At 68.2% G+C, this 25,973-nt stretch carries 27 protein-coding genes and 1 riboswitch; of the genes, 15 read left to right on the plus strand and 12 right to left on the minus strand.

Annotated features, from left to right (window positions below; genetic code table 11):
* Positions 1-9 precede the first annotated feature (9 nt).
* Both ACFTWF_RS09255 and ACFTWF_RS09260 read left to right on the plus strand, forming a co-directional pair.
* Positions 10-792: a purine-nucleoside phosphorylase gene (locus ACFTWF_RS09255; RefSeq protein WP_378460940.1), complete on the plus strand. Its 783-nt coding sequence runs from the start codon at positions 10-12 to the stop codon at positions 790-792.
* A complete protein-coding gene (locus tag ACFTWF_RS09260) occupies positions 789-2,378 on the plus strand; it encodes a phospho-sugar mutase (RefSeq protein ID WP_378460941.1) in 1,590 nt (529 codons plus the stop codon). Before ACFTWF_RS09255 ends, ACFTWF_RS09260 begins: the two co-directional genes overlap by 4 nt.
* Positions 2,379-2,388: 10 nt before the next feature.
* Here ACFTWF_RS09260 and upp read toward each other — a convergent pair whose 3' ends face one another.
* Entirely contained in the window at positions 2,389-3,012 is a 624-nt protein-coding gene (gene upp, locus ACFTWF_RS09265) for a uracil phosphoribosyltransferase (RefSeq protein WP_378460942.1), read from the minus strand.
* Between the two features lie 132 nt (positions 3,013-3,144).
* On the opposite strand from upp, the gene ACFTWF_RS09270 reads away from it, so the two are divergent.
* The 5 genes from ACFTWF_RS09270 to ACFTWF_RS09290 all read left to right on the plus strand — a co-directional run bounded on the left by ACFTWF_RS09270 (position 3,145) and on the right by ACFTWF_RS09290 (position 6,644).
* Entirely contained in the window at positions 3,145-3,468 is a 324-nt protein-coding gene (locus ACFTWF_RS09270) for a type VII secretion target (RefSeq protein ID WP_378460943.1), read from the plus strand.
* 2 nt (positions 3,469-3,470) lie between these two features.
* Positions 3,471-4,661: a C40 family peptidase gene (locus tag ACFTWF_RS09275; RefSeq protein ID WP_378460944.1), complete on the plus strand. Its 1,191-nt coding sequence runs from the start codon at positions 3,471-3,473 to the stop codon at positions 4,659-4,661.
* Positions 4,662-4,669: 8 nt separating this feature from the next.
* Positions 4,670-5,014 (plus strand): hypothetical protein, encoded by a 345-nt coding sequence (locus tag ACFTWF_RS09280; protein ID WP_378460945.1) that lies wholly within the window; start codon positions 4,670-4,672, stop codon positions 5,012-5,014.
* Positions 5,011-5,316, plus strand: coding sequence for a YbaB/EbfC family nucleoid-associated protein (locus ACFTWF_RS09285; protein WP_378460946.1), 306 nt, complete (start codon positions 5,011-5,013; stop codon positions 5,314-5,316). Before ACFTWF_RS09280 ends, ACFTWF_RS09285 begins: the two co-directional genes overlap by 4 nt.
* A gap of 74 nt (positions 5,317-5,390) precedes the next feature.
* Entirely contained in the window at positions 5,391-6,644 is a 1,254-nt protein-coding gene (locus ACFTWF_RS09290; RefSeq protein ID WP_378460947.1) for a primosomal protein, read from the plus strand.
* Positions 6,645-6,662: 18 nt separating this feature from the next.
* Here ACFTWF_RS09290 and ACFTWF_RS09295 read toward each other — a convergent pair whose 3' ends face one another.
* Genes ACFTWF_RS09295 through ACFTWF_RS09305 form a run of 3 tightly spaced genes read right to left on the minus strand, consistent with a single transcriptional unit; the run spans position 6,663 to position 9,450 of the window.
* Positions 6,663-7,748 (minus strand): adenosine deaminase, encoded by a 1,086-nt coding sequence (locus tag ACFTWF_RS09295; protein ID WP_378460948.1) that lies wholly within the window; start codon positions 7,746-7,748, stop codon positions 6,663-6,665.
* Positions 7,749-7,757: 9 nt separating this feature from the next.
* A complete protein-coding gene (locus tag ACFTWF_RS09300) occupies positions 7,758-9,053 on the minus strand; it encodes a thymidine phosphorylase (protein WP_378460949.1) in 1,296 nt (431 codons plus the stop codon).
* On the minus strand, positions 9,046-9,450 hold the full coding sequence (locus tag ACFTWF_RS09305) for a cytidine deaminase (RefSeq protein ID WP_378460950.1): 405 nt from the start codon (positions 9,448-9,450) through the stop codon (positions 9,046-9,048). The genes ACFTWF_RS09300 and ACFTWF_RS09305 overlap by 8 nt, the downstream gene beginning before the upstream one ends.
* 255 nt (positions 9,451-9,705) lie before the next feature.
* Here ACFTWF_RS09305 and sdhC point away from each other — a divergent pair, with 255 nt between their 5' ends.
* From sdhC to ACFTWF_RS09335, 6 genes are all read left to right on the plus strand, one after another.
* Positions 9,706-10,110 (plus strand): succinate dehydrogenase, cytochrome b556 subunit, encoded by a 405-nt coding sequence (gene sdhC, locus ACFTWF_RS09310; protein WP_005239889.1) that lies wholly within the window; start codon positions 9,706-9,708, stop codon positions 10,108-10,110.
* A 1-nt stretch (position 10,111) separates the two neighbouring features.
* Positions 10,112-10,555: a succinate dehydrogenase hydrophobic membrane anchor subunit gene (locus ACFTWF_RS09315; protein WP_185728952.1), complete on the plus strand. Its 444-nt coding sequence runs from the start codon at positions 10,112-10,114 to the stop codon at positions 10,553-10,555.
* A 15-nt stretch (positions 10,556-10,570) separates the two neighbouring features.
* The gene (gene sdhA, locus ACFTWF_RS09320) at positions 10,571-12,322 is read left to right on the plus strand and encodes a succinate dehydrogenase flavoprotein subunit (RefSeq protein WP_378460951.1); all 1,752 of its coding nucleotides are present in this window, start codon (positions 10,571-10,573) and stop codon (positions 12,320-12,322) included.
* A complete protein-coding gene (locus tag ACFTWF_RS09325) occupies positions 12,322-13,101 on the plus strand; it encodes a succinate dehydrogenase iron-sulfur subunit (RefSeq protein WP_005256985.1) in 780 nt (259 codons plus the stop codon). Before sdhA ends, ACFTWF_RS09325 begins: the two co-directional genes overlap by 1 nt.
* Before the next feature lie 152 nt (positions 13,102-13,253).
* Positions 13,254-14,249 (plus strand): malate dehydrogenase, encoded by a 996-nt coding sequence (locus tag ACFTWF_RS09330; protein ID WP_378460952.1) that lies wholly within the window; start codon positions 13,254-13,256, stop codon positions 14,247-14,249.
* Positions 14,250-14,367: 118 nt separating this feature from the next.
* Positions 14,368-15,648: a D-alanyl-D-alanine carboxypeptidase family protein gene (locus ACFTWF_RS09335; protein ID WP_378460953.1), complete on the plus strand. Its 1,281-nt coding sequence runs from the start codon at positions 14,368-14,370 to the stop codon at positions 15,646-15,648.
* Between the two features lie 15 nt (positions 15,649-15,663).
* On the opposite strand, the gene yhjD is transcribed toward ACFTWF_RS09335, so the two are convergent.
* The 5 genes from yhjD to ACFTWF_RS09360 all read right to left on the minus strand — a co-directional run bounded on the left by yhjD (position 15,664) and on the right by ACFTWF_RS09360 (position 21,221).
* Positions 15,664-16,686, minus strand: a complete 1,023-nt coding sequence (gene yhjD / locus ACFTWF_RS09340; RefSeq protein ID WP_378460954.1) for an inner membrane protein YhjD — start codon at positions 16,684-16,686, stop codon at positions 15,664-15,666.
* 4 nt (positions 16,687-16,690) lie between these two features.
* Positions 16,691-17,725 carry a tryptophan--tRNA ligase gene (gene trpS, locus ACFTWF_RS09345; protein WP_378460955.1) on the minus strand — a complete coding sequence of 345 codons (1,035 nt, stop codon included), beginning with the start codon at positions 17,723-17,725 and terminating at the stop codon, positions 16,691-16,693.
* A gap of 52 nt (positions 17,726-17,777) precedes the next feature.
* Positions 17,778-18,584, minus strand: coding sequence for an exodeoxyribonuclease III (locus ACFTWF_RS09350; protein ID WP_378460956.1), 807 nt, complete (start codon positions 18,582-18,584; stop codon positions 17,778-17,780).
* Positions 18,585-18,619: 35 nt separating this feature from the next.
* Entirely contained in the window at positions 18,620-19,846 is a 1,227-nt protein-coding gene (locus tag ACFTWF_RS09355) for an MFS transporter (RefSeq protein WP_378460957.1), read from the minus strand.
* Positions 19,847-19,997: 151 nt separating this feature from the next.
* On the minus strand, positions 19,998-21,221 hold the full coding sequence (locus ACFTWF_RS09360; protein WP_378460958.1) for an NADP-dependent isocitrate dehydrogenase: 1,224 nt from the start codon (positions 21,219-21,221) through the stop codon (positions 19,998-20,000).
* A 274-nt stretch (positions 21,222-21,495) separates the two neighbouring features.
* Positions 21,496-21,616, plus strand: a riboswitch (SAM riboswitch).
* A 116-nt stretch (positions 21,617-21,732) separates the two neighbouring features.
* Here ACFTWF_RS09360 and ACFTWF_RS09365 point away from each other — a divergent pair.
* Together ACFTWF_RS09365 and ACFTWF_RS09370 are read left to right on the plus strand one after the other, a co-directional pair.
* Positions 21,733-23,016, plus strand: coding sequence for a bifunctional o-acetylhomoserine/o-acetylserine sulfhydrylase (locus tag ACFTWF_RS09365; protein WP_378460959.1), 1,284 nt, complete (start codon positions 21,733-21,735; stop codon positions 23,014-23,016).
* On the plus strand, positions 23,013-24,137 hold the full coding sequence (locus ACFTWF_RS09370) for a homoserine O-acetyltransferase (protein ID WP_378460960.1): 1,125 nt from the start codon (positions 23,013-23,015) through the stop codon (positions 24,135-24,137). The genes ACFTWF_RS09365 and ACFTWF_RS09370 overlap by 4 nt, the downstream gene beginning before the upstream one ends.
* Positions 24,138-24,168: 31 nt before the next feature.
* Here the strand turns inward: ACFTWF_RS09370 and ACFTWF_RS09375 are convergent, their stop codons facing one another.
* Genes ACFTWF_RS09375 through ACFTWF_RS09385 form a run of 3 tightly spaced genes read right to left on the minus strand, consistent with a single transcriptional unit; the run spans position 24,169 to position 25,954 of the window.
* Positions 24,169-24,453 carry a DUF3017 domain-containing protein gene (locus tag ACFTWF_RS09375; protein WP_185730088.1) on the minus strand — a complete coding sequence of 95 codons (285 nt, stop codon included), beginning with the start codon at positions 24,451-24,453 and terminating at the stop codon, positions 24,169-24,171.
* A gap of 1 nt (position 24,454) precedes the next feature.
* A complete protein-coding gene (locus ACFTWF_RS09380; protein ID WP_378460961.1) occupies positions 24,455-25,315 on the minus strand; it encodes a bifunctional methylenetetrahydrofolate dehydrogenase/methenyltetrahydrofolate cyclohydrolase in 861 nt (286 codons plus the stop codon).
* Positions 25,316-25,348: 33 nt separating this feature from the next.
* Entirely contained in the window at positions 25,349-25,954 is a 606-nt protein-coding gene (locus tag ACFTWF_RS09385; protein WP_378460962.1) for a pentapeptide repeat-containing protein, read from the minus strand.
* Between the last annotated feature and the right edge of the window lie 19 nt (positions 25,955-25,973).

The raw sequence follows: 25,973 nt of genomic DNA on the forward strand, positions 1-25,973 counted from the left end.
TATCGCCTCATGGGAACGCCAGACGCCGCGGCCGCCGCGCTCGCCGCGCACACGAACTGCGCCGAACACTCGATCGCCGTCGTCCTCGGATCGGGGTGGAATGCCGCCGCCGACCGGTTCGGCGAATCGCTCTGCACGGTGCCGATGGCCGATCTGCCGGGCTTCACTCCCCCGTCGGCCGCGGGCCATGCCGGCACGATCCGATCCGTGGACGTGGGCGGCAAGCGGATCCTCGTCCTGCTCGGCCGCACCCATGCCTACGAGGGCCACCCCCTCTCGTCCGTCGTCCACCCGGTGCGCACCGCGATCGCGGCCGGGGCGACGACCGTCATCCTGACGAACGCCGCCGGCGGAATTCGCGAGGACTTCGGCGTCGGCCAGCCGGTCCTCATCAGCGACCACCTCAATCTCACGGCCCGGTCTCCGCTCGTGGGCGCGGAATTCGTGGACCTCGTCGACGCCTACGACCCCGAACTGCGTGCCCTCGCCCGCGACATCGACGAGTCACTGGTCGAGGGCGTCTACGCCGGTCTGCCCGGACCGCACTACGAGACTCCGGCCGAGATCCGGATGCTGCGCACGATGGGCGCGGATCTCGTCGGCATGTCCACTGTCCACGAGACCATCGCCGCACGCGCACTGGGCGCCCGCGTCCTCGGGATCTCGATGGTGACGAACCTCGCCGCCGGCATCACCGGGGAACACCTGAATCACGAGGAGGTCCTCGCCGCGGGCCGGGCCTCGGCCGACCGCATGGGCGGGCTCCTGCGCGAACTGGTGGAACGCTTGTGACCGATCCGATCGCGGAGTGGATCGACGCCGATCCCGACCCCCGGACCCGGGCGGAACTGGCGGCGCTGTCCCCCGGCGAACTCGCCGACCGATTCGCCGCGCCGCTGACCTTCGGCACGGCGGGACTGCGTGGACCGGTGCGGGCAGGCCCGAACGGCATGAACCTCGCCGTCGTGATCCGCACGACGGCCGGGCTGAGCGCGTGGTTGAAGGACCGTTGCCTGGGCGGATCCACCGTCGTGGTCGGGCGTGACGCGCGGCACGGATCCGAGGCGTTCGCGCACGCCGCCGCCGAAGTGCTGGCGGGCGCCGGATTCTCGGTCGTCCTGCTCCCCCGCCCTCTGCCGACGCCGGTCGTCGCGTTCGCGGTGCGCCACCTCCGCGCCGCCGCCGGCATCCAGATCACCGCATCCCACAACCCCGCCGCCGACAACGGGTACAAGGTGTACCTGGACGGCGGCGCCCAGCTGATCTCGCCGTCCGACCGGGAGATCGAGGCGTCGATCACCCGCGTCGGACCGGCGAATCTGGTGCCCCGCCTTCCGGTTCCACCGGCATCCGACGACCTCGTCGACCTCTACGTCGACCGGGTCGCGTCCCTGCCCGCCGGGCGGTCGCGCACCCTGCGCATCGCGCTCACCGCGATGCACGGCGTCGGCGGCGAGACCGCGGTCGCCGCACTGACCTCGGCCGGATTCACCGACGTCCACACCGTCGCCGCACAATTCGACCCCGACCCCGACTTCCCGACCGTCGAGTTCCCCAACCCAGAGGAGCCGGGCGCCTCGGCCGCCGTCCTCGCGCTCGCCGAGGAGGTCGGCGCCGACATCGCGCTGGCCCTCGACCCCGACGCCGACCGGTGCGCCGTGGGGGTGCGCGGGCCGGACGGCTGGCGGATGCTCCGCGGCGACGAGACCGGGGTCCTGCTCGGCGACCACGTCCTCGCCTCCGCCGCGGCGGATTCGCTCGTCGCCACGACCATCGTCTCGTCCGCCCTGCTCGAAAAACTGGCCGCCGCGCGCGGCGCCCGCTTCGCCCGCACGCTCACCGGTTTCAAGTGGCTCGTCCGCGCCGGCGAGGGTCTCGTCTACGCCTATGAGGAGGCGATCGGACACTGCGTCGACCCGGAGTCGGTGCGCGACAAGGACGGCATCTCCGCCGCGGTGGTGACCGCCGACCTCGCCGCGACCCTGCGTGCGGAGGGATCGACGCTGCTGGACCGGCTGGACGACTACGCCGTCGAATTCGGCGTGCATGCCGGAGACCAGGTGTCGCGGCGCGTCACCGACCCCGCGGACATCGCCGCGATGATGCGGCGCCTGCGATCGGACCTGCCCGCCGAGCTGGCGGGCGAACCCGTCGAGGCCACCGATCTCGCGGACCTGCGCGGGCAGTCCCGCACCGACGCCGTCGTCCTCGCCGGGCCGACCGTGCGGATGGTCGTGCGCCCCTCGGGAACCGAGCCCAAGCTCAAGTGCTACCTCGAGGTGGTCGTCCCGGCACCGGACCGGTCGGCGCTCCCCGCGGCCCGCGCGGTGGCGGCGGCGCGGTTGAACCTGTTGCGGGAGTTCGCCGGAGCCCTGTAACCGACGAGTGTCAGCGTGGCCCGAACTGCCGGTCCCCGGCGTCGCCGAGGCCCGGCACGATGAACGCGTCGTCGTTGAGTCCCTCGTCGACCGCCGCCGTCACGAGTCGCACCGGATGTCCCGCCGCCGACAGTGCCGCAACACCTTCGGGCGCCGCGACCACGCAGATCGCCGTGACGTCGGTGGCGCCGCGGGCGACGAGCAGGTCGATCGTATGCACCATCGAACCACCGGTCGCGAGCATCGGGTCGAGGACGTACACCGGGATGCCGGACAGATCCGCGGGCAGCGACTCCAGGTACGGGACCGGCAGATGGGTCTGCTCGTCCCGGGCCATGCCGACGAAACCGACGCGCGCCTGCGGAATCAGACTGCTGGCCTGCTCGACCATGCCCAGGCCGGCCCGCAGGACGGGGACGAGCAGCGGCGGATGACTCAGCCGCACTCCGTCGGTGGTCGCAATCGGCGTGACCACGTCGAACGTCTCGACCGGAGCCTCGCGCGTCGCCTCGTACACCAGCATGTGCGTCAGCCTTCGCAGGGCGGCGCGAAATGTGGCATTGTCGCTGCGCGCATCGCGCATCGTTGTCAGGAGGACGGCTGCGAGCGGGTGGTCGACGACGTGCGTGTTCATGCTCGAAGAATAAGGGGGCGCGCGGCGAGATTTCGCAAGAGAGCGATTCTCGGCGGATCGGGGGTGGAACCGAATCTCTGTCACGCGCGTCCAATAAGGTGACCGGTATCAAATCCGACTGGGGGGATGACGATGAACGATTTGAGGGCGGATACCGCAAGTATCGCCGAGTTCGCGGCCACGGCAGGGACCATGGCGGCGGAGATGCAGGCCGCAAGCCTCGGCGCAGCCGCCGCGGGCCCTCTGCTGCTCGGGCCGGTCTTCGGGGTGATCGGTGGCGACTTCGTCGCGGCCTTCGCCACGGCGCACGCCGCGCATCTGGCGTCCATCGAGAAATTGTCGGGCGTGCTCGGCGCGATCAGCGCCACCGCCCTCGCGAATGCCGCTGCGTACGAGGGCACCGAGACTGCCACCACGGCCGCGCTCGCCGCGGGCGCCGTCGGGCTGGAGGCCTGACCGTGATCCCCCTCGATCTGCTCACCCGCCCGATCCTCGATCTGCTCGGGGCATTCGGCAGCGGCGTCCTCCCCGCCGGTGGACCCGCCGACGCTCTCCGTGCGTCCTCGGTCGCCATCGACGCGGTACACGACACCGGCCGCACCGGTATCAGCTCGATCTACGGCGACTGGCAGGGCAAGGGCGGCACCGGTGCGATCGTGAAGACCGAGGAGGCACAGCGCGCGACGGTCGCGGTCTCCGATCGCGGCAACGACATGGCCGACGTCGTCGCCGCGGCCTCCGAGATCGTCCGCGCCGGAATGACGCAACTGGAGGAGATCCTGCAGTCGTTCGTCTCCCTCGCGGTCGCGGCCGGACCGGCCCTGGCCACCCCGCCCGGTCAGGCGATGATCGTCGCGGCGGCACTCGACCATCTCGGCCGGGCCACCGCCGCGGTCACGAAAGTGCGGGCCGAACTCGCCGAGCAGACCGGGAAGATGGTCACCCTCACACCGGCCGAAGACATCCCCGCCGCGCCTGCGCCCACCGCGCCGGCGAGCACGACCGCGGCGAGCACGGCGCCCGCCTCTGCGGCCCCCGTCACACCTGTCGGCTCCGACGCCGTGAGCCGCGCGGCGTCCGGGTTCGCGAGTTCGTCGGGAACGTCGCCGATGTCGGGACTGACGAGCATCTCCGCCCCGGCCGCGCATTCGTCGGGCAGGCGCGCGGCGAGCGGTTCGCGACCGGACACCCTCACCGGCAGGTCCGGAGGCTCCGGCCACGCGCCGTCCACCTCGGACCCCGCGCACAGCGGCGAGGGCGTCGAGATCGTCCTGCCCGACGGCAGCACCGCCGTCGCCCCCAACAAGGAAGCGGCCGATGCGGTGCGCAACGCGCTGTCGCAGCAGGGTGTCCCGTACGTCTGGGGCGGGACGTCCCCGGGTGAGGGCCTCGACTGCAGCGGTCTGACGCAGTGGGCGTACGGCGAAGCGGGCGTGGGTCTTCCCCGGCTGGCGCAGGAACAGAACGTCGGCACCGCAGTCGACCCCGGCGACCTCATGCCCGGCGATCTCGCCGTCTGGGACGGTCACGTCGCGATGGTGATCGGCAACGGTCAACTCGTGGAGGCCGGTGATCCCGTGCAGGTCGGCCCGATTCGTACCAGCAACAGCGGCATGGGCTTCTACGGCTTCTACCGACCGACGGAATGACAGGAATCATGTTTCCCCCCACCCCACCACCGGCGGGCACGACGGCCGCAGTCAGCAACCGCTCTGGCACCGTCTCGGTTCGGACCACCGAGCAGGGTCTGCCGCTCGAGCTCCGCATCGATCCGCGCGAACTCCGCTACGGCGGCCAGCGGCTCGCGGACGAGATCCTGACACTCTGCCGGCGCTCGGCGAGGGAGGCCGGGGCGAGGCGGCGCGACGAACTCGCCCGCGACGGCATGCCCGCCGAGATTCTCGACAAGCTCGGTCTGCCCACCCGCTCCGAGGTCGCCGCCGCGCAGGCGATCGAGGACGAGGAAGAACCCACCCCGACGAGTTGGATGCGACCACTGTGAGCGAACACGACATGGATGCGATCGTGGGGCGGGCCACCGAACAGGTGGCACTGCTCGAGGAGGCCCTTGCCGGACTGCGGGCGATCACCGCGCGGGCGTCGAGCGAGTCCGATCAGGTCACCGCCGAAGTCGACGGGAACGGCACGCTGACCGGCCTCTGGATGGACGATTCCATCTCGACGCTCGACGCCCGCGCTCTCGCGACCATGATCACGAGCACCACCCGGGAAGCCGCCCGGCTCGCCACCGAACAACGCACGCGGGTCAGTAGCGCGTTGCAGGACGGGTTCGGGAAGGTGTGACCGTCACGGCGCCGGAAACGGTCAGCACACGGCCCGGGTATAACTTTGGCCGCGGGGTCGATAGGCTTCGCGCCATGGCTGGAGATATCGTCCCGATCGAACTCGGTCTCACCGACGGAGACCTCGTGACACTGTGGGCACCACGGTGGCGTGAGGGCGACGACGAGTGGGAAGCATTCCTGGGTCACGAGGAAGACCTGTACGGATTCGAATCGGTGGCCGAACTGGCCGCCTTCATCCGTACGAACACCGACAACGATCTCGTCGAGCACCCCGCCTGGGGTGTGGTGTCCGGGCTCTCCGCTGCCGAGCTCGAACCCGACGAGAACTTCTGCTTCGACCTGATCGGTGTGCCGGAGCTGGCCGCGAGCGACCCCGACGCTCTGGTCGTGAGCGAGCTCGAAGACACGCTCAACATGGTGCGCAACATCGGTGAGGTCTGCGAACTGGACGTGGTCACCAAGTTCTTCAACGCGAACCCCATCCTGGGCGCGCTCCCCGCCGGCGCCAGCGCTTTCGAGGGACGCGAGGGCGAGGAACTGTGGGCTCAGATCGGCACGGCCATCGCGAAGGGCTGGGATGACGTCCTCGACGCCGTCGACAACATCGTGGCCACCCCGGAGGTGGACGCCGAGGCGGTAGCCGTGGCCGAGGCCGAGCTGGTCGCGGCCGACGAGAACACCGTCGACGTGGACGACGTCGCCGAAGAGGCCGAGGAAGACGAGGAGTTCGTCGCACTCGATCTGGGGAGCACGGAGGAGGAAGAGGAAGAAGAGGACGACACGTTCTGGGGGGCGGTGGGAGTGGACCCCGTCAAGATCATCACGTCTGGGGAAACGTACTTCACCCTCCGGTGCTACCTGGACGACGACGCGATCTTCCTCGGCCGCGACGGCGCGATCTTCGTCTTCACGTCCGAGCGCGCACTGGCCCGGTACCTCGCCGACAACCACGAGCACGCCCTCGCGCAGGTCAGCACGTACGAGGAGATCCAGGTGGCGGCCGTCGACGGGTCGCTCGAGGTGGAGGTCACCGACGAGAACGTGTACGTGCTGCCGGGTCTGGCCGACGACCTCGCTGCGGGGCCGGAATCCGTCGACGCGGACCAACTCGACCTCGCCGTCGAATTGTTCACCGATGCAGCCGATTTCGCCGATGACGATTCGGTGGAAACCGCACTCGCCTCGTCCGAGCCGCTGGGCTGGTACGTCTCGTTCGTCCTCAACCCGGACCCGACGCGGATGGCGCCGAGCGCGCCCTTCGATGCCGAGGCCACGGCGTGGCGGACGCTCGAGCGGGAGTTCGAGGCCCGCCTGCGGAAGGTCTGAGCACCCGCCCTCGGGCGCTCAGCCCACCAGCACCGCGAATCCCGGCTTGATCACCTCGTCGATCAGCTGTAGCCGCTGATCGAACGGGATGAAGGCCGACTTCATCGCGTTGATGGTGTACCGCTCGAGGTCCGTCCAGCCGTAGCCGAACGTTTCGACCAACCGGAGCATCTCCTGGCTCATGCTCGTGTCGCTCATCAGCCGATTGTCGGTGTTGACGGTGACCCGGAACCGCAACCGGGCGAGCAGGTCGAACGGATGGTTCTCGAGTGCGTCCACCGCCCCGGTCTGGACGTTGGAACTGGGACACAGCTCGAGGGGGATCCTCTTGTCCCGCACATAGTTCGCCAGCTTGCCGAGCACCGGGACGCCGTCGTCGCCAATCGTGATGTCGTCGGTGATCCGGACCCCGTGACCGAGTCGGTCGGTGCCGCAGAACGCGATGGCCTCGTGAATGGACGGCAGACCGAACGCCTCACCCGCGTGAATGGTGAAGTGCGCATTGCTGCCCCGCATGTACTCGAAGGCGTCGAGGTGGCGGCTCGGCGGATTGCCGGCCTCGGCGCCGGCGATGTCGAATCCGACGACGCCGCGGTCCCGGAACCGGATCGCCAGTTCCGCGATCTCCCGGGACCGCGCCGCGTGCCGCATCGCGGTGAGCAGGACCCCGACCCGGATGTTCTGGCCACGCACCTCCGCCGCGGACTCCCCCGCCTCGAATCCGAGCAGGACCTGCTCCACCACCTCGTCCAGTGTCAGCCCCTCCTCGAGGTGCTGCTCCGGCGCGAAGCGGACCTCGGCGTAGACCACACCGTCGTCGGCGAGATCCTCGGCGCATTCGCGGGCCACGCGTTCGAGTCCGACCGGCGTCTGCATGACGGCGACCGTGTGCGCGAATGTCTCGAGGTATCTCTCGAGCGAACCGCTGTCGGCGGCCTCGCGGAACCACGTGGCCAGCGCGGGCGCCGTGTCGGCGGGCAGCGCGTCGTAGCCGCAGTCGCGGGCCAGTTCGAGAACCGTCTCGGGCCGGAGTCCTCCGTCGAGATGGTCGTGCAGCAACACCTTCGGCGCTCGGCGCAGGGCCGACAGATCCAGTGCGGTCATGCGTCGACGTTAGCGTGACGGATCCTCGATCCGCTCGATGACGAGCGGCGCGGTGACCGGCGGCGCGTCGGCGACCACCGTCCAGGCTTCGGAAAGTGCGGCTTTCGCGGCGGCGAACCGTTCGGGCGTGTCGGTATGCAGCGTGACGAGCGGGGTTCCCACCGACACGGTCTCCCCCGGCTTCGCGTGCAGTTCGACACCCGCCCCCGCCTGCACCGGTTCGCCCTGCCGGGCACGCCCCGCGCCGAGCCGCCAGGCGGCGAGTCCGACCGCCATGGCATCGAGTCCGCACACCACACCGTCCGACTCGGAGAGCACCACCTCGGTGTGCCGGGCGGTCGGCAGCGGGGCGTAGGGGTCGCCGCCCTGGGCGGAGATCATCTTCCGCCAGCGATCCATGGCCGACCCGTCGCGCAGCTTGTCCGCTGGGTCGACGCCATCGATTCCAGCCGCCTTCAACATTTCTCGCGCGAGTTCGAGGGTCAGCTCCACGACGTCGGACGGGCCGCCCCCGGCCAGCACCTCCAGCGACTCCCGCACTTCGAGGGCGTTGCCCGCGGTGTGACCGAGTGGTGCGTCCATCGCCGTGAGCACCGCCATCGTCCGCACTCCGGCGTCGCTCCCGAGGTCGACCATCGTCTGCGCGAGTTCGCGCGCGTCGTCGAGTTTCTTCATGAACGCACCCGACCCGACCTTGACGTCGAGCACGAGCGCGCCGGTGCCCTCGGCGATCTTCTTGCTCATGATCGAGCTGGCGATCAGGGGAATCGACTCGACCGTCCCGGTGACGTCGCGCAGCGCGTACAACCGCCGGTCCGCCGGTGCCAGATCTGCCCCGGCGGCGCAGACGACCGCTCCGACGGCGGGGTCGGACAGGATCTCGGCCATCTCGGCGGTGTCGAGGTCGGCGCGCCAGCCGGGGATCGACTCGAGCTTGTCGAGAGTTCCGCCGGTGTGCCCGAGCCCGCGCCCCGACAGCTGCGGTACGGCGGCACCACACGCGGCGACCAGCGGAGCGAGCGGCAGCGTGATCTTGTCGCCGACACCACCGGTCGAGTGTTTGTCCACGGTGGGTCTGCCCAGATGGGTGAAGTCGAGGCGGCGACCGGACGAGATCATCGCCGTGGTCCAGCGGCTCACCTCCTCGCGCGTCATCCCGCGGAAGAAGATCGCCATGGCCAGCGCCGACATCTGCTCGTCGGCCACGACACCCCGGGTGAATGCCTCCACCACCCAGTCGATCTCTGCCCCGGACAGTTCCCTGCCGTCGCGTTTGGCGGCGATGATCGACGAGGCGTCATGCATGGCTGATTCTTCCCTTCTCCTCCGGACCGAAAGCGTCCGGTAGCAGCTGTTCCAGTGGTCGCACGCCGGCCCGGTGGTCGACGAGCAGTCCGGGACCACCGTGCTCGAAGAGAATCTGCCGGCAGCGTCCGCACGGCATGAGTATGTCGCCACTCGCGTCACAGCAGGTGAAGGCGATTAATCGGCCTCCGCCGCCCGCAAACAAGTTACCGACCAGTACACACTCGGCGCAGAGCCCCAGACCGTATGAGACATTTTCCACATTGCATCCGACGACGATTCGTCCATCGTCGACGAGCGCCGCCGCGCCCACCGCGAACCCGGAGTAGGGCGCGTACGCCCGCTCCATCACCTCACGCGCGTTGGCGCGCAACAGTTTCCACTCGATCTCGACCATGGTTCCCCATCCAATCATGGAGGCTGAATGGATGCAGAGATTCGCCCGGGACAACCCTATCCGCATTGGAGAGGCAAACCTAACTTCATTTGCAGGGGCGGTACGAACCCCGACTCGAATTAGTTCCCCCGTTTCCGTTGGGTTTAGAGTTCAGAGAAGTCGGTTCAGGATCACGTCGGGTCCCCAGTTGTGGTATGTCCGCAACGCTGCGCAGACTCGACACGTCCACCAATGACGTTGGAGGCACAGCACTCGATGAGTACTACGACTGAAGCCGCTCCGGCCAAGGAGCGCACACGGTCGCTTTACCGGGGCGACCCCGGAATGTGGTCCTGGGTATTGCACCGGATCACAGGCGTAATGACGTTCTTCTTCCTATTCGTGCACGTGCTGGATACCGCGCTGGTGCGTGTGAATCCCGACACGTACGACAGTGTCATCGAGACCTACAAGAACCCGATCGTCGGGCTCATGGAGCTCGCTCTCGTCGCCGCGGTGCTGTACCACGCACTGAACGGCGTCCGGGTGATGCTGGTGGACTTCTGGTCCAAGGGACCGCAGTACCAGCGCCTGATGCTCTGGGTAATCCTCGCGATCTGGTTCCTGGTGATGATCCCGGGCGCCGGCCGCATCTTCTACAACATGTTTGCGGGGCACTGACATGACGACAGAAGCCAAGAGTCTCGGCAAGACCTACGACCGTCCCGCCAGCCTGGACAACCCGCGCTCACCGCGCCGGAGCGCGAAGAACAACTTCGAGCTGTACGCCTGGCTGTTCATGCGGTTCTCCGGGCTCGCCCTGATCTTCCTCGTGCTCGGCCACCTCTTCATCATGCTGATGCTCGACGACGGCGTGCACCGCATCAACTTCGCGTTCGTCGCAGGCCGCTGGTCGAGCCCGTTCTGGCAGTTCTGGGACCTCACCATGCTGTGGCTTGCCCAGCTGCACGGCGGTAACGGACTCCGCACGGTCATCGCGGACTACTCCCGCAAGGACTCCACGCGCTTCTGGCTGACCACGATCCTCGTTCTCTCGATGATCCTGATCATGGGCCTCGGCACGTACGTCATCTTCACCTTCGACCCCAATATCTCGGCGAGCTAGGGGAGCACAGACTTCATGCAGGAACACCGTTATGACGTGGTCATCGTCGGTGCCGGCGGCGCCGGCATGCGCGCAGCGATCGAGGCCGGTCCCCGCGCCCGCACCGCGGTACTGACCAAGCTCTACCCCACCCGCAGCCACACCGGCGCGGCCCAGGGCGGCATGTGCGCCGCACTGGCGAACGTGGAGGAAGACAACTGGGAGTGGCACACCTTCGACACGGTCAAGGGCGGCGACTACCTCGCCGACCAGGACGCCGTCGAGATCATGGCCAAGGAGGCCATCGACGCGGTGCTCGACCTCGAGAAGATGGGTCTGCCGTTCAACCGCACGCCCGAGGGCAAGATCGACCAGCGTCGTTTCGGTGGTCACACCCGCGATCACGGTAAGGCCCCCGTGCGCCGCGCATGTTATGCCGCGGACCGCACCGGTCACATGATCCTGCAGACCCTCTACCAGAACTGCGTCAAGCACGACGTCGAGTTCTTCAACGAGTTCTACGCTCTCGACATCGCGATCACCGAGACCGAGAACGGCCCCGTCGCCACCGGCGTCATCGCCTACGAGCTGGCCACCGGCGAGATCCACGTCTTCCACGCGAAGTCCATCGTGTTCGCCACCGGCGGCTCGGGACGCATGTACAAGACGACGTCCAACGCGCACACCCTCACCGGTGACGGCATGGGCATCATCTTCCGCAAGGGCCTCCCGCTGGAGGACATGGAGTTCCACCAGTTCCATCCGACAGGCCTGGCCGGTCTCGGCATCCTCATCTCCGAGGCCGTGCGCGGTGAGGGCGGCATCCTCCGCAACGCCGACGGCGAACGGTTCATGGAGCGCTACGCCCCCACCATCAAGGACCTCGCACCCCGCGACATCGTCGCGCGGTCGATGGTGCTCGAGGTGCTCGAGGGACGCGGCGCGGGACCGAACAAGGATTACGTCTACATCGACGTGACCCACATCCCGGAGGAAGTCCTCGACGAGAAGCTCCCCGACATCATGGAGTTCTCCCGCACCTACCTCGGTGTGGACCCCGTCAAGGAACCCGTGCCGGTGTACCCCACCTGCCACTACGTCATGGGCGGCATCCCCACCAGGATCAACGGTGAGGTTTTGCGCAACAACGACGAGATCGTCCAGGGCCTGTACGCCGCCGGCGAATGCGCCTGCGTCTCCGTCCACGGCGCCAACCGCCTCGGCACCAACTCGCTGCTCGACATCAACGTCTTCGGACGTCGCGCCGGCATCGCCGCCGCCGAGCACGCTAACAACAGCGAGTTCGTCGACATGCCCGAGACGCCCGAGAAGATGGTCGACGAGTGGATGGCCACCATCCTCTCGGACCACGGCCACGAGCGTGTCGCGGACATCCGCAGCGAACTGCAGCAGTCGATGGACAACAACGCCTCGGTGTTCCGTACCGAAGAGCGCCTCACCCAGGCACTCAAGGACGTGCGCGCCCTCAAGGAGCGCTACAACCACATCACGGTGCAGGACAAGGGCAAGCGCTACAACAGCGATCTGCTCGAGGCCGTCGAGCTCGGCTTCCTCCTCGAAATGGCGGAGGTCACCGTCGTCGGTGCACTGAACCGCAAGGAATCGCGTGGCGGCCACGCCCGCGAGGACTTCCCGGACCGCAACGACGCCGAGTACATGAAGCACACGATGGCATACAAGGAGGGCGACGGCCTGCTCTCCGACATCCGTCTCGACTACAAGCCGGTAGTCCAGACCCGTTACGAGCCGATGGAGCGTAAGTACTGATGAGCGCACCTGCAGTCGACAAGAGCGAGAACAAGTCGGATCTTCCGCCCGTTCCCGAGGGTGCCGTCATGGTCACCCTCAAGATCGCGCGGATGAACCCGGAGTCCGGCGAGGGCCAGCACTGGGACAGCTTCCAGGTGCCGGCGCTGCCGACCGACCGCATGCTGAACCTGCTCCTGTACGTGAAGGGCTACCTCGACGGCACGCTCACGTTCCGCCGCAGCTGCGCCCACGGCGTGTGCGGTTCGGACGCGATGCGGATCAACGGCGTCAACCGCCTGGCCTGCAAGCTCCTCATGAAGGACATGCTGCCCAAGGACGGCAAGCCGGTCACGATCACCGTCGAGCCCATCAAGGGCCTGCCGGTGGAGAAGGACCTCGTCGTCGACATGGAGCCCTTCTTCGACGCGTTCCGCGCCGTGAAGCCGTTCCTCATCACCACCGGCAACGAGCCCACCCGTGAGCGCATCCAGTCGCAGCACGACCGGGCCCGCTTCGACGACACCACCAAGTGCATCCTGTGCGCGTGCTGCACCACGTCGTGCCCCGTGTACTGGAGTGACGGCAGCTACTTCGGTCCCGCCGCCATCGTCAACGCTCACCGCTTCATCTTCGACAGCCGTGACGAGGGCGCGTCGGAGCGTCTCGACATCCTCAACGACAAGGACGGTGTCTGGCGCTGCCGGACCACGTTCAACTGCACCGACGCGTGCCCCCGTGGCATCCAGGTGACGAAGGCGATCCAGGAAGTCAAGCGCGCGCTGCTGTTCGCACGCTGAGTCCGGTCACCGAGCACGTTCCAGGGCGCCCCCGACCACATCCGGTCGGGGGCGCCCTGCGTCGTGCTCGAGCTCACTGTCCGAGCGGCTCCACCGCGGGATCTCCGCGCTAGTGTCGAGAACAGATGCTCCCGACGGACAGTGAGGTTCACATGGCGCAGTCGCTTTCTCCCGCGGTGGTCACGGTCACCGGAGCGGCAGGCAGCATCGGCTACGCGGCGCTCTTCCGGATCGCCGCCGGCGCGATGCTCGGCCCCGACACCCCGATTCGATTGCGGCTCTTGGAGATTCCGTCCGCTGTCGGTGCGGCCGAGGGCACCGCGATGGAGCTCGACGACAGCGCGTTCCCGCTGTTGCGCGACGTCGAGGTCCACGACGACCCGAAGCAGGGCTTCGACGGCACCGACGTGGCGCTCCTCATCGGATCGCGTCCCCGCTCCAAGGGCATGGAGCGCGGTGACCTGCTCGCGGCGAACGGGCAAATCTTCACCGTGCAGGGCCGCGCGATCAACCAGGTTGCGGCCGACGGAGTCCGGGTACTGGTCGTGGGCAACCCGGCCAACACCAACGCGCTCGTCGCCGCGAACAACGCACCCGATGTGCCCGCGGAGCGGTTCACGGCGCTGACCCGGCTCGACCACAACCGCGCGATCGCCCAGCTGGCGAGGCACTCCGGCGCCGCGGTGAAGGACATCAGCCGCGTCGCGATCTGGGGCAACCACTCGGGCACCCAGTACCCCGACATCTTCCATGCGAGGGTGGGGAGCCGGTCCGGCGCCGAGCTCGCCGCCGACCGCGAGTGGCTCACCGGCGATTTCATTCCCACGGTCGCGAACCGGGGCAGCGCGATCATCGAGGCTCGCGGCGCATCGTCCGCGGCGTCCGCCGCCAATGCCGCGATCGACCACGTGCACGACTGGGTACTCGGCACCCCGGAGGACGACTGGACGTCCGTTGCCCTGCCCTCCACGGGGGCGTACGGGGTGCCGGACGGGCTCGTCAGCTCGTTCCCGGTTCGCTCGGTCGACGGGGCCTGGCAGATCGTGGAGGGGCTGGAGATCGACGACTTCTCGCGGAAGCGGATCGATGCGTCGGTGGCGGAACTCGAGTCCGAACGCGACGCCGTCCGGGACATGGGTTTCATCTGACCCCGGGCATCCCTCCCCGCAGCGGTGCGGAGACGTCACGAATACGTGTCGACACGTGTCCGTTTTCGGAACCGGCCCGGTCATCGCATACGCTGCATTTCCGATGATGTGGCGTCGAGTGTGTACCGCGGTCGTGTCCGGAACCCTGCTGGCCGGACTCTCGGTGAGCGCTGCCGGGGCGATTCCGCCGGCGGTCCCCGCCTCCCCCACGTCGGTGCCGTTCACCACCCCGAACACCGACGACTGCCCGCACCGGTCGGCCCCGGCCCCGGCCGTCGACATGTCGGAGGTGCCGCAGCCGGGTGATCCGGCGCCGACGGCCGTATCGGTGCCCGACGAGCCGGTCGGCGGGCCGCGGCTCGCCGAATGCGGAGTGAGCCTGCCCGACGGCGCACCGGCGTTGCCCGCCGACATCGTGGCGTCCGGCTGGGTGCTGGCGGACATCGACAGCGGCGAGGTTCTCGCGGCGAAGGACCCGCACGGCCGGTACCGGCCGGCGAGCACCATCAAGATGCTGCTCGCTCTCGTCGCGCTCGACGAGCTGGATCTCGACAAGACCGTCACTGCCACCGCCGAAGACGCCGCCGTCGAGGGCAGTGCGGTCGGGATCGGCAAGAACGGTCAGTACACGAACCGGCAGCTGATGCAGGGTCTGGTCATGGCGTCCGGCAACGACGCGGCGCACCTCCTCGCCCGGCAACTCGGCGGCGACGCGGCAACCGTCGAGAAGATGAACCACCTCGCCGACACCCTCGGCGCCCACGACACGAGAACCGCGACCCCGTCGGGGCTCGACGGTCCCGGCATGAGCAGCTCGCCGTTCGACCTCGCGCTCATCTTCCACACCGCGATGAAGAACCCGACGTTCGCGGAGCTGATCTCCACGGAGACGGTCCAGTTCCCGGGATTCCCCAAGGATCCCGCGATCCCGGACGATCAGGACCGCCCCCCGTTCGCGCTCGCGAACGACAACCAGCTGCTCTACAACTACCCGGGCGCACTGGGCGGCAAGACCGGATACACCGACGATGCCCGCCATACGTACGTCGGCGGCGCCGATCACGACGGTCGCCGTCTGATGGTGACGCTGATGGGAGCCGAGGCCCAGCCGATCCGGACGTGGGAACAGGCGGCGCGTCTGCTGGACTACGGTTTCGCCCTCGACCGCGACGCAGGGGTGGGGTCACTGGAAGACCTGTACCCGGCCGAGAACAGCTCCGACGCGGTGCTTGCCGCACCGCCGCAACAGGATTCGGCCGCCGCGACGTCTTCCGTCGTCGCGTCCGGTTCCGATCATCCCGACAACACGCTGGTTCTGCGGGCGGGCATCGGAATCGTCGGGGCGGCCGTCGTTCTCGTGCTGGTGCTCTGCGCGCGCCGGCTGTCGCGGCGGCGCTGACGGGCCCCGCTCGGCTCAGTGCTTGTTGCGGGTGAACAGTCCGGACAACCCCAGCGCGGCAAGGGCGCCCACTCCGACCAACGCGATGCCTCCACGCACACCCGGACCTTCGTGGACCTCGATCCGCGGGGTGATGACGGCCGGATCCGGCGGCGGCACGAACGCGAGCTCCATGCTGGCCTTGGTGGTCGCGGCCCACGCCGTGCAGAAGAGCAGCATCCGGGACGTCAGGTAGATGAACACGAGCAGGCCGATGATCGGGCCGAACGCCACGCCTGCCGGACCCGCGGTGACGGCCGTGAGGTAGATGGCCCCGACCTGCTTGAAGATCTCGAACACCACGGCCGCGAGCAGCGCGGCCTTGATCGCACTGCGGAACGTCACCGGCTCCCGGGGCAGTCGGGCGATCACCCAGGCGAACACCGCCCACGTCGCGACCAGCGAGAGCACGGCCGACAGTGCGCGTAACCCGGCGTCGATGCCGGGCACCTCGTCGAGGTTGAGGAACTCGACCACGGTCCGCGCGACGGGACCGCTGCTCAGCGCGGACGATCCGATCGAGACGACCATCGCCAGGCCCAGCCCGAGCAGTGCGGCGGCGTCGCCCAGCTTGGTGCGCACGAATCCCTGCGACTCGCGTTGGCTCTCCCACATCGCCGTCAGCGCATCACGCAGGTTGGCCATCCACCCCAGGCCCGCGTACGCGGCACCGAGCAGACCGAGAATACCGACGCTGGCACGGGAGGCGATTGCCGAATCGATGACGGTGTTGAGCGTGTCACCGAGACTTCCGGGAACATTCTTGGTGATGGCGTCCTGCAGTTCCTGCAGCAACTCCGGCTGACCGGCGAGGACGAAACCGGCGATGGCGAACGCGACCATCAGGATCGGAATCAGTGCGAGCACACTGAAATACGTGATTCCCGCCGCGTAGTAGTCGCCCTTCTGCTGCTGGTACCGCTGGGCGGCCCGCATCAGATGGTCGAACCAGGGGCGCGCTGCCCGCTGCCTCTCGAGAAAACTCGGTTCGTCAGCCACAGTGCTATCCCTTCGGTGTCAGGAACCCTACCTTCTCGTACACGGCCGCCAGGGTCTGCGACGACACTTCACGGGCGCGGTGGGCGCCCGCCGCGATGACCCGGTCGAGCTCCGCCTCGTCCGAGAGGTAACCCTCCACTTTCGCCTTCAACGGTGTCACGAATTCGGCGAGAACGTCGGCCGTATCGGTTTTCAGATCGCCGTAGCCCTTGCCCTCGTACCCGGCCACCAACGTCTCGACCGGGGTGCCGGACAGCGCCGACTGGATCGTGAGGAGGTTGCTCACACCGGGCTTGGCCTGCGGGTCGTAGCGGATCTCGCGTTCGTTGTCGGTGACCGCGGACTTGATCTTCTTCGCCGACACCTTGGGGTCGTCGAGGAGATTGATCAAGCCGGCCGGGCTGGGACCGGACTTGCTCATCTTCGACGTCGGATCCTGCAGGTCGTAGATCTTGGCGGTGCCCTTGATGATCTGCGCCTCGGGAATGACGAACGCCTTCCCGAACCGCGTGTTGAACCGCTGCGCGAGGTCGCGGGCCAGTTCGAGGTGCTGACGCTGGTCCTCGCCGACGGGGACCCGCTGCGGGCGGTAGAGCAGGATGTCGGCGGCCATCAGCACCGGATACGTGAACAGCCCGACGCTCGCGTTCTCACTGCCCTGCTTCGCCGACTTGTCCTTGAACTGCGTCATCCGGCTGGCTTCGCCGAAACCGGTGATGCAGTTGAGAACCCATGCGAGCTGCGCGTGCTCGGGAACCTGACTCTGGACGAACAGGGTGGCGCGGTCGGGGTCGATCCCGAGCGCCAGCAACTGCGCCGCCGCGATCTTCGTGCGGCGGCGCAGCTCCTTCGGATCCTGCGCCACCGTGATCGCGTGGAGGTCGGGGATGAAGTAGAACGCGTCGAAGTCGTCCTGCAGCGGCACCCACTGCTGCAGCGCACCCAGGAAGTTGCCGAGGTGGAACGAGTCGGCGGTGGGCTGGATGCCGGAGAGCACCCGCGGTTTCGCGGTGGGTTTCTGAGCTGCAGGGGTCGACATGAGTACTGATCTTTTCACGTGGGCCGTGACGACACGAATCAGATACCGCCCGTCACCGGTACTGGACGGTGACCGGCGCGTGATCGGACCACCGCTGGTCGTAGGTTTCGGCACGTTCGACGACGGCCTGCTTGGCGCGCTCCGCCAGTTCCCGGGTGGCGATCTGGTAGTCGATCCGCCAGCCGGAGTCGTTGTCGAACGCCTTCCCGCGGTACGACCACCACGAGTACGGGCCCGCGACGTCGGGATTCAGCTGACGGACCACGTCGGTCCAGTGCGCATCGTCCGCGAACAGCGCCGACATCCACTCCCGCTCGTGGGGCAGGAACCCGGAGTTCTTCTTGTTCGTCTTCCAGTTCTTCAGGTCCAGTTCGGTGTGGGCGATGTTCCAGTCGCCGCAGACCACGACGTGCCGTCCCGCCGCGGCGGCGGTGCGTGCGGTGTCGGTGAGGTACCGGGCGAAGGAGTCCATGAACCGCTCCTTCTCCTCCTGCCGCGGTGTCTGGGCCTCCCCGGAGGGCAGGTACAGACTCGCCACGGTCAGGTCGTCGAAGTCGGCCTCGAGGTACCGGCCTGCGGCCGCGAACTCGTCGTCACCGTGGCCTACCCGGAACGCGTCGGCCGGCCTGCGGGACAGGATCGCGACGCCGTTGCGTCCCTTCGACGACGGTTCCGCGGACACCAGGTTCCATCCGCCCTCCAGGGCGGGCGCGAGCGTCTCGGCCAGTTGCTCGTCGGACGCCCGGGTCTCCTGCAGACACACGACGTCGGCCTCCGTGCGCTCGATCCACTCGGTGAGCCCCTTGCGGGCGGCGGCGCGAACGCCGTTGACATTGACGGTGGTGATGATGTGTGGCACGGCAAGCACCGTAGCGGACGCGTACGACAGCGCGGCTACCGAGACGAACGGGCGCTGCGGCGTTCCATCGCGACCGCCACGGTGAGAACCACGAGACCCGCGACGGCGAGCAGCGCACCCACCGCGGCGGGCGCGGTGTAGCCGTAGCCGGCCGTGATGACGACGCCGCCGATCCACGCCCCGAACGCGTTCGCGATGTTGAGTGCCGCGTGGTTGAGCGAGGCGGCGAGGGTCTGCGCGTCGGCGGCGACGTCCATCAGCCGGGTCTGCAGTCCGGGCACCATCGACGCTCCCGCCGCACCGACGAAGAACACGAGCAGCAGCGCCGTGTACGGGTTGTGGGAGGCGGTCACGAAGATCCCGAGCAGCACCCCGAGCGCGGTCATCGAGGCGAACAGGCCGGGAATCAGCGCCCTGTCGGCGAGCTTGCCGCCGATCAGATTGCCTGCGACCATGCCCAGCCCGTAGATCATCAGGGCCAGCGGCACCAGCGACCGTGACAGTCCGGCGACGTCGGTGAGCGTGGTGCTGATGTATGTGTAGACGGCGAACATGCCACCGAAACCGACCATGCCGATGATCAACGTCATCCACACCTGCGGGCGGCGCAGGGCACCGAGTTCGGTGAGGGGATTCGTCATCCGCATGGCGGCGAGCGCGGGCACCCACGACCAGATCGCCCCCAGGGTCACCACACCGATCACCGCGACCAGGGCGAAGGCGCTGCGCCAGCCGAGCGACTGGCCCAGCCACGAGGCGACGGGCACGCCGACGACGTTGGCCACCGACAGTCCCATCATGACCAGCGCGACCGCCCTGGCCCGCCGGCCGCGGTCCGCGAGGTGCGCCGCGACGAGGGCCGCGACACCGAAATAGGCGCCGTGCGGGAGGCCCGCCACGAACCGTGCAACCATCAGCACCCCGTAGTTCGGTGCGAACACGGTGGCGGCGTTGCCGATCGTGAACGCTGCCATCAACGCGATCAGCAGCGTCTTGCGGGGCACCCGCGCGGTCAGGGCCGCGATGAGCGGCGCACCGACGACCACGCCCAGCGCGTACGCCGAGATGACGTGCCCGGCGATCGGCTCGGTGATGCCGAGGCTCGACGCCATCTCGGGCAACAGGCCCATCGCCACGAACTCGGTGGTCCCGATCCCGAAGCCGCCGAGAGCCAGCGCGATCATGGCGAGCGTGCGGACGGACGGATGCTGGGCGACGACACCGACGGGACCGGACGGGCGGGCAGGCGCGGAAGTAGTCACGAAGAAGAGTCAACGACCGCACCCCGGGATCTCTTCCCGCGTCCGCCGTGGGGTGAGCACACTCACTTCCCCGGCGCACCTCCCCGGGAGACGACGAACGGGACGCCCCGACGTGGGGAGCGTCCCGTTCCGTACTGCCGTCGTGCGGTGTCTACTGCTCGGCGATCGCCTTCTGGAGATTGATGTCCAGCGTGCCGAGGAACTCCTCGGTGGTGAGGTAGCCCTGGTCGCCGCCGACCAGCATCGCGAGGTCCTTGGTCATCTGGCCGCCCTCGACGGTCCTGATGACCACGTCTTCGAGTTCCTGCGCGAAGCCGATGACGTCGGGGGTGTTGTCCAGCTTGCCGCGGTGTTCGAGTCCACGGGTCCACGCGAAGATCGACGCGATGGGGTTGGTGGACGTCGGCTTGCCCTGCTGGTGCTGACGGTAGTGACGCGTCACGGTGCCGTGCGCGGCCTCCGCCTCACACGTCTTTCCGTCCGGGGTCAGCAGCACGGAGGTCATGAGACCCAGCGAACCGAAGCCCTGCGCGACGGTGTCGGACTGGACGTCGCCGTCGTAGTTCTTGCAGGCCCAGACGTAGCCGCCCTCCCACTTGAGCGCCGACGCGACCATGTCGTCGATGAGGCGGTGCTCGTAGGTGAGGCCCGCCGCGTCGAACTCCGGCTTGAATTCGGTCTCGTAGACGTGCTGGAAGATGTCCTTGAACGCGCCGTCGTACGCCTTGAGGATGGTGTTCTTCGTCGACAGGTACACCGGGTAGTTCTGCTGCAGGCCGTAGTTGAGCGAGGCGCGCGCGAAGTCCTCGATGGACTTGGTGAAGTTGTACTGACCCTGGACGACGCCGCCGCCCTCGGGGAAGTTCACCAGTTCGTGCTCGATCGGCTCGCTGCCGTCCTCGGGCGTGTAGGTGATCATCACCTTGCCGGGACCGGGGACCTTGAAGTCGGTGGCGCGGTACTGGTCACCGAAGGCGTGACGGCCGATGATGATCGGCTTGGTCCAGCCCGGAACCAATCGCGGAACGTTGGAGATGATGATCGGCGCGCGGAAGATCGTGCCACCGAGGATGTTGCGGATCGTGCCGTTGGGCGACCGCCACATCTTCTTGAGGCCGAACTCCTCGACGCGCGCCTCGTCCGGGGTGATGGTCGCGCACTTGACGCCGACGCCGTGCTTCTTGATCGCGTTGGCGGCGTCGACGGTCACCTGGTCGTCGGTCTCGTCCCGGTACTCGATGCCGAGGTCGTAGTACTCCAGATTCACATCCAGGTAAGGATGGATCAGCTTGTCTTTGATGAACTGCCAGATGATGCGTGTCATCTCGTCGCCGTCGAGTTCGACGACGGTGCCCTCAACCTTGATCTTGGACATGGGTGCTTCGCGTCCTCCTAGGAAGATTCCCTGGTTACACGGTTGCGGGCGCACTTCCTGAGTGGGTCCGCGAACGGTTCGCTTATCAAACGTAGACGGTCACAGCGGCCCCTGGGAGACCGCGCTTTAACAAGACAAGCGTACTGCTATGCGCCGGGCCCGCAACCCACGGGGCGCCGGAAGCCACCCCTACCGACGGGTAACTTTTGCCTGCTCGTGGCCCTGATCGGTGCCGTTTCCGGTCGTTCGACCCCAGCCGCTAAGATTCACCACAGGTCATGAGTGCCAGCAACGAGCCCCGGCTAGCTGGCCGGCAACCCTCCACCGCGGTGGGGTGCCCCGGGTGATGACCTGGTTCCCTGATTCATACAACAGTCGGGTGACAAGCGCGGGTCCGACATCGGAGGTTCATGATGTGTTGTTGTTGTCGTAGATAGACCCCAGACAAGCCCTGCGCGCGAACGGACAGCTCGTCGTCCGCGCCTCGTCAGACCACTGGAGTAGACAGCACATGACCGAGAACTGGTCGTTCGAGACCAAGCAGATCCACGCCGGGCAGACGTCCGACGCGACCACCAAGGCGCGGGCGCTGCCGATCTACCAGACCACCTCGTACACGTTCGACAGCACCGATCACGCTGCCGCGCTGTTCGGTCTGGCCGAACCGGGCAACATCTACACCCGCATCATGAACCCCACGCAGGACGCGGTCGAGCAGCGCATCGCGGCCCTCGAAGGCGGCGTCGCCGCGCTTCTGCTCGCGTCGGGTCAGGCCGCCGAGACGTTCGCGATCCTGAACCTCGCCGAGGCCGGCGACCACATCGTCTCCAGCCCGCGGCTCTACGGCGGCACGTACAACCTCTTCCACTACTCGCTGCCCAAGCTCGGCATCGAGGTCTCGTTCGTCGACGACCCCGACGACCTCGAGCAGTGGCGCGCCGCCGTCCGCCCCAACACGAAGGCGTTCTACGGCGAGACCATCTCCAACCCGCGCAACGACGTCCTCGACCTGCCCGGCATCTCCGGGGTCGCGCATCAGCACGGCATCCCGCTGATCGTCGACAACACGGTGGCCACCCCCTACCTGATCCGACCCCTCGAGCACGGCGCGGACATCGTGGTGCACTCCGCCACCAAGTACCTCGGCGGGCACGGCACCGCGATCGCCGGGGTCATCGTCGACGGCGGCACGTTCGACTGGACCCAGGGCCGCCACAGCAACTTCACCACGCCCGACCCGAGCTACCACGGTGTCGTCTTCTCCGAACTCGGACCGCCCGCGTTCGCCCTCAAGGCACGCGTGCAGCTGCTGCGCGACCTCGGCTCGGCGGTCTCCCCGTTCAACGCGTTCCTCATCGCGCAGGGCCTCGAGACCCTCAGCCTGCGCATGGAACGCCACGTGTCGAACGCGACCGCGGTCGCCGAGTACCTCGACGCCCGGCCGGATGTCGTATCCGTCGGATACGCCGGGCTCACGTCCTCGCCCTGGCACGAGCGGGCGAAGCAGATCGCCCCGAGAGGCGCGGGCGCCATCGTGACGTTCGAGCTCGCCGGCGGCATCGACGCGGGCAAGAAGTTCGTCAACGCGCTCACCCTGCACAGCCACGTCGCGAACATCGGCGACGTCCGGTCACTGGTGATCCACCCGGCGTCCACCACGCACTCCCAGCTGACCCCCGAGGAGCAGGCCGCGAGCGGCGTCACTCCCGGACTGGTCCGGCTGGCTGTCGGCATCGAAGGGATCGACGACATCATCGCCGATATCGAGACCGGACTTACGGCGGCGGCATCTTGACAGTGAGCGCAATACAGAACCTGCCCGTGGCGGACGGACGTCTCGGCACCCTGGACATCGGCCCCCTCGAACTCGAGAGCGGAGAGGTCCTCCCCTCGGTGACGCTCGCCGTGCAGCGGTGGGGTGAGCTGTCCCCGAACCGGGACAACGTGGTGCTCGTCGAGCACGCCCTCACCGGTGACTCCCACGTCACCGGACCCGTCACCGACGAGCACCCCTCCCCCGGCTGGTGGACGGGAATGGTCGGGCCCGGCGCGCCGATCGACACCGACGAGTGGTGTGTCGTCGCCACCAACGTCCTGGGTGGCTGCCGCGGCACCACCGGTCCCGGTTCGATCGCCGAGGACGGTCGCCCGTGGGGCAGCCGCTTCCCGGAGATCTCCATCCGCGACCAGATCGCCGCCGAGAAGAAGTTCACCGACCTGCTGGGCATCGAGAAGCTGGCGTCCGTCGTCGGTGGTTCGATGGGCGGAATGCGCGCACTCGAGTGGGCCGTGACCTACCCGGACCGGATCGCGTCCGCGCTCGTCCTCGCCGTCGGCGCCCGCGCGACCGCCGACCAGATCGGCACGCAGACCACCCAGATCGAGGCCATCACCAGCGACCCCGACTGGCAGGGCGGCGACTACCACGGCACCGGCCGGATCCCGCGCTCCGGATTGCGCATCGCCCGGCGGATCGCGCACCTCACGTACCGCACCGAGAGCGAGCTCGACTCCCGGTTCGCGAACTCTCCGCAGGACGACGAGGACCCGTGGCGCGGCGGACGGTACTCCGTCGAGAGCTACCTCCAGCACCAGGCGGACAAGCTGGTCGGCCGGTTCGATCCGGGCACCTATGTACTCCTGTCGGAGGCCATGAACCGCCACGACGTGGGCCGCGGTCGCGGTGGTATCGCCGCCGCACTGAGCACGATCACCGCACCCGTGATCGTCGGCGGAGTCGACTCCGACCGCCTCTACCCGATCCGCCTGCAGGAGGATCTGGCCGACGACATCCCCACGTGCGACGGCCTGCGGGTCCTCAATTCACGGGACGGCCACGACGGGTTCCTCACCGAGGCCGCGGCGGTCGCGAAGCTGCTGTCCGAAACGATGCAGCTGGCACGCGCCGGGCGCTGACCCCGGCGCGGGACGACGCCCGCTCGGACCGCTAGTCGGTGCCGAGCGGGTCGATCGACACGGCCAGCCACACGATCGCGCCGCCGACGGCCACGAGTGCGCCCACGTCGAAAGGCTTGCTGCGCACCGCGAGCAGCCCCACCCGCTCCGACGGCATCGTCAACCGGAAGACCGCCGCCAGGAGGGTGGCGACGCCGAACACGAAGGCTCCTCGCCGCCACCGATCCGCGAGCACGAACCCGACGGCCACCACGATGACGACGAGGACTGCCAGCATCGGCAGGTTCTTCTTCGCGAACTGCCCCCAGTCGGCCATCTCAGCCGAGAGACGCTGCGACACGCTCGGCCCGCTCCACGACGTTGGTCAGCAGGAAGGCCCGGGTGAGCGGTCCGACACCACCGGGGTTCGGCGACAGGAAACCGGCGACCTCGGCGACGTCCGCCGCCACGTCGCCGCGCAGTCCGTCCTCGGTGCGGCTCACACCCACGTCGAGTACCGCCGCGCCGGGCTTGACCATGTCGGCCGTCACCAGCCCGGGGACACCGGCCGCCGCGATCACGATGTCGGCGCGGCGCACCTCGGCGGCGAGATCCCGCGTCTTGGTGTGACAGAGGGTGACGGTGGCGTTTTCGCTGCGCCGGGTGAACAGCAGACCGATCGGCCGGCCGACCGTGATTCCGCGGCCGACCACGACGACGTTCGCGCCCGCGATCGGCACCTCGTAGCGGCGCAGCAGGTGCAGGATTCCGCGCGGCGTGCACGGCAGCGGCGCTTCCTTGCCGAGCACCAGCCGGCCCAGGTTGACCGGGTGCAGGCCGTCGGCGTCCTTGTCGGGGTCGATGCGCTCGAGGGCGGCGTTCTCGTCGAGCTGCTTCGGCACGGGGAGCTGCACGATGTATCCGGTGCAGTCCGGATTCGCGTTGAGCTCGTCGATGGTGGCGTCGAGCTTGTCCTGCGTGATGTCGCCGGGCAGATCGCGGCGGATCGAGGTGATCCCGACCTTGGCGCAGTCGTTGTGCTTGCCGCGCACGTAGGCGGCCGACCCCGGGTCGTCGCCCACCAGAACGGTGCCGAGACCGGGCGTGATGCCCTTGTCCTTCAGGGCGCTCACCCGCACCTTCAGGTCTTCGAAGATTTCGTCGCGGGTCGCCTTGCCATCGAGGATCGTTGCAGTCACGTGCCCCATTCTCTCAGGTTCGCCAGACCCGCGTCAGGTCGGTTCCACCATGAGGCCGTTGGCTGTCGCGTAGGCGATGGCCTGGGTGAGTTCGATCTGCGCCTTGTCCAGTGAGGCCGCCGTCCACAGGTTCGCGTCGACGTGGGCTCCACGCAGGTCGGCACCGTCGAATTTCGCGCCACCGGTGCGGGCGCCGAGCAGGTCCGCCGAGCGGAGCACGGCCCGCCGGAGGTCGGTGCGGACGAGGTTGGCTTCCCGGAACCGGCAGTCCGTGAGATCGAGTCCGCGCAGGTCCGCGCCGCCGAGCGACACGAGCGTGAAGTCGCATTCGTCGAACACCATCGGGCGCAGCCTGCAGTGGTCGAATTCCGATCCGAGGAAGCTGCAGTTGCGGAACTCGCTGTGCCACAGCGTCGTTCTCGTGAACGAACAGGACCGGAACGCCGTACCCACGTGATGCGACTCGGCGAGGTCTGCCCCGGTGAAATCGCAGTCGGTGAAGATCACCGACTCGGTGCGGAGTTCACTCAAGTCGGCGTCGCGGAAATTGCATTTCGTGTAGTGCCGTCGCTGCCAGTTCTGCGCGGGGAGCCGGGCGTCGCCGTAATCCTCACCCACCACTTCTTCCACCGGATCCATGCGTCCATCATGCCGCGCC

The sequence above is a fragment of the Rhodococcus sp. NPDC056960 genome (genome assembly GCF_042674125.1).
Classification (GTDB): domain Bacteria; phylum Actinomycetota; class Actinomycetes; order Mycobacteriales; family Mycobacteriaceae; genus Rhodococcus_F.

Coding starts and splice junctions, on each gene's coding strand:
- ACFTWF_RS09360 (WP_378460958.1), bottom strand. CDS start 21,221: ATGTCCAAGATCAAGGTTGAGGGCACCGTCGTCGAACTCGACGGCGAC.
- upp (WP_378460942.1), bottom strand. CDS start 3,012: ATGAACACGCACGTCGTCGACCACCCGCTCGCAGCCGTCCTCCTGACA.
- ACFTWF_RS09290 (WP_378460947.1), top strand. CDS start 5,391: ATGGCTGGAGATATCGTCCCGATCGAACTCGGTCTCACCGACGGAGAC.
- trpS (WP_378460955.1), bottom strand. CDS start 17,725: ATGTCGACCCCTGCAGCTCAGAAACCCACCGCGAAACCGCGGGTGCTC.
- ACFTWF_RS09385 (WP_378460962.1), bottom strand. CDS start 25,954: ATGGATCCGGTGGAAGAAGTGGTGGGTGAGGATTACGGCGACGCCCGG.
- sdhC (WP_005239889.1), top strand. CDS start 9,706: ATGAGTACTACGACTGAAGCCGCTCCGGCCAAGGAGCGCACACGGTCG.
- ACFTWF_RS09325 (WP_005256985.1), top strand. CDS start 12,322: ATGAGCGCACCTGCAGTCGACAAGAGCGAGAACAAGTCGGATCTTCCG.
- ACFTWF_RS09330 (WP_378460952.1), top strand. CDS start 13,254: ATGGCGCAGTCGCTTTCTCCCGCGGTGGTCACGGTCACCGGAGCGGCA.
- ACFTWF_RS09375 (WP_185730088.1), bottom strand. CDS start 24,453: ATGGCCGACTGGGGGCAGTTCGCGAAGAAGAACCTGCCGATGCTGGCA.
- sdhA (WP_378460951.1), top strand. CDS start 10,571: ATGCAGGAACACCGTTATGACGTGGTCATCGTCGGTGCCGGCGGCGCC.
- ACFTWF_RS09270 (WP_378460943.1), top strand. CDS start 3,145: ATGAACGATTTGAGGGCGGATACCGCAAGTATCGCCGAGTTCGCGGCC.
- ACFTWF_RS09365 (WP_378460959.1), top strand. CDS start 21,733: ATGACCGAGAACTGGTCGTTCGAGACCAAGCAGATCCACGCCGGGCAG.
- ACFTWF_RS09295 (WP_378460948.1), bottom strand. CDS start 7,748: ATGACCGCACTGGATCTGTCGGCCCTGCGCCGAGCGCCGAAGGTGTTG.
- ACFTWF_RS09255 (WP_378460940.1), top strand. CDS start 10: ATGGGAACGCCAGACGCCGCGGCCGCCGCGCTCGCCGCGCACACGAAC.
- ACFTWF_RS09280 (WP_378460945.1), top strand. CDS start 4,670: ATGTTTCCCCCCACCCCACCACCGGCGGGCACGACGGCCGCAGTCAGC.
- ACFTWF_RS09305 (WP_378460950.1), bottom strand. CDS start 9,450: ATGGTCGAGATCGAGTGGAAACTGTTGCGCGCCAACGCGCGTGAGGTG.
- ACFTWF_RS09300 (WP_378460949.1), bottom strand. CDS start 9,053: ATGCATGACGCCTCGTCGATCATCGCCGCCAAACGCGACGGCAGGGAA.
- ACFTWF_RS09315 (WP_185728952.1), top strand. CDS start 10,112: ATGACGACAGAAGCCAAGAGTCTCGGCAAGACCTACGACCGTCCCGCC.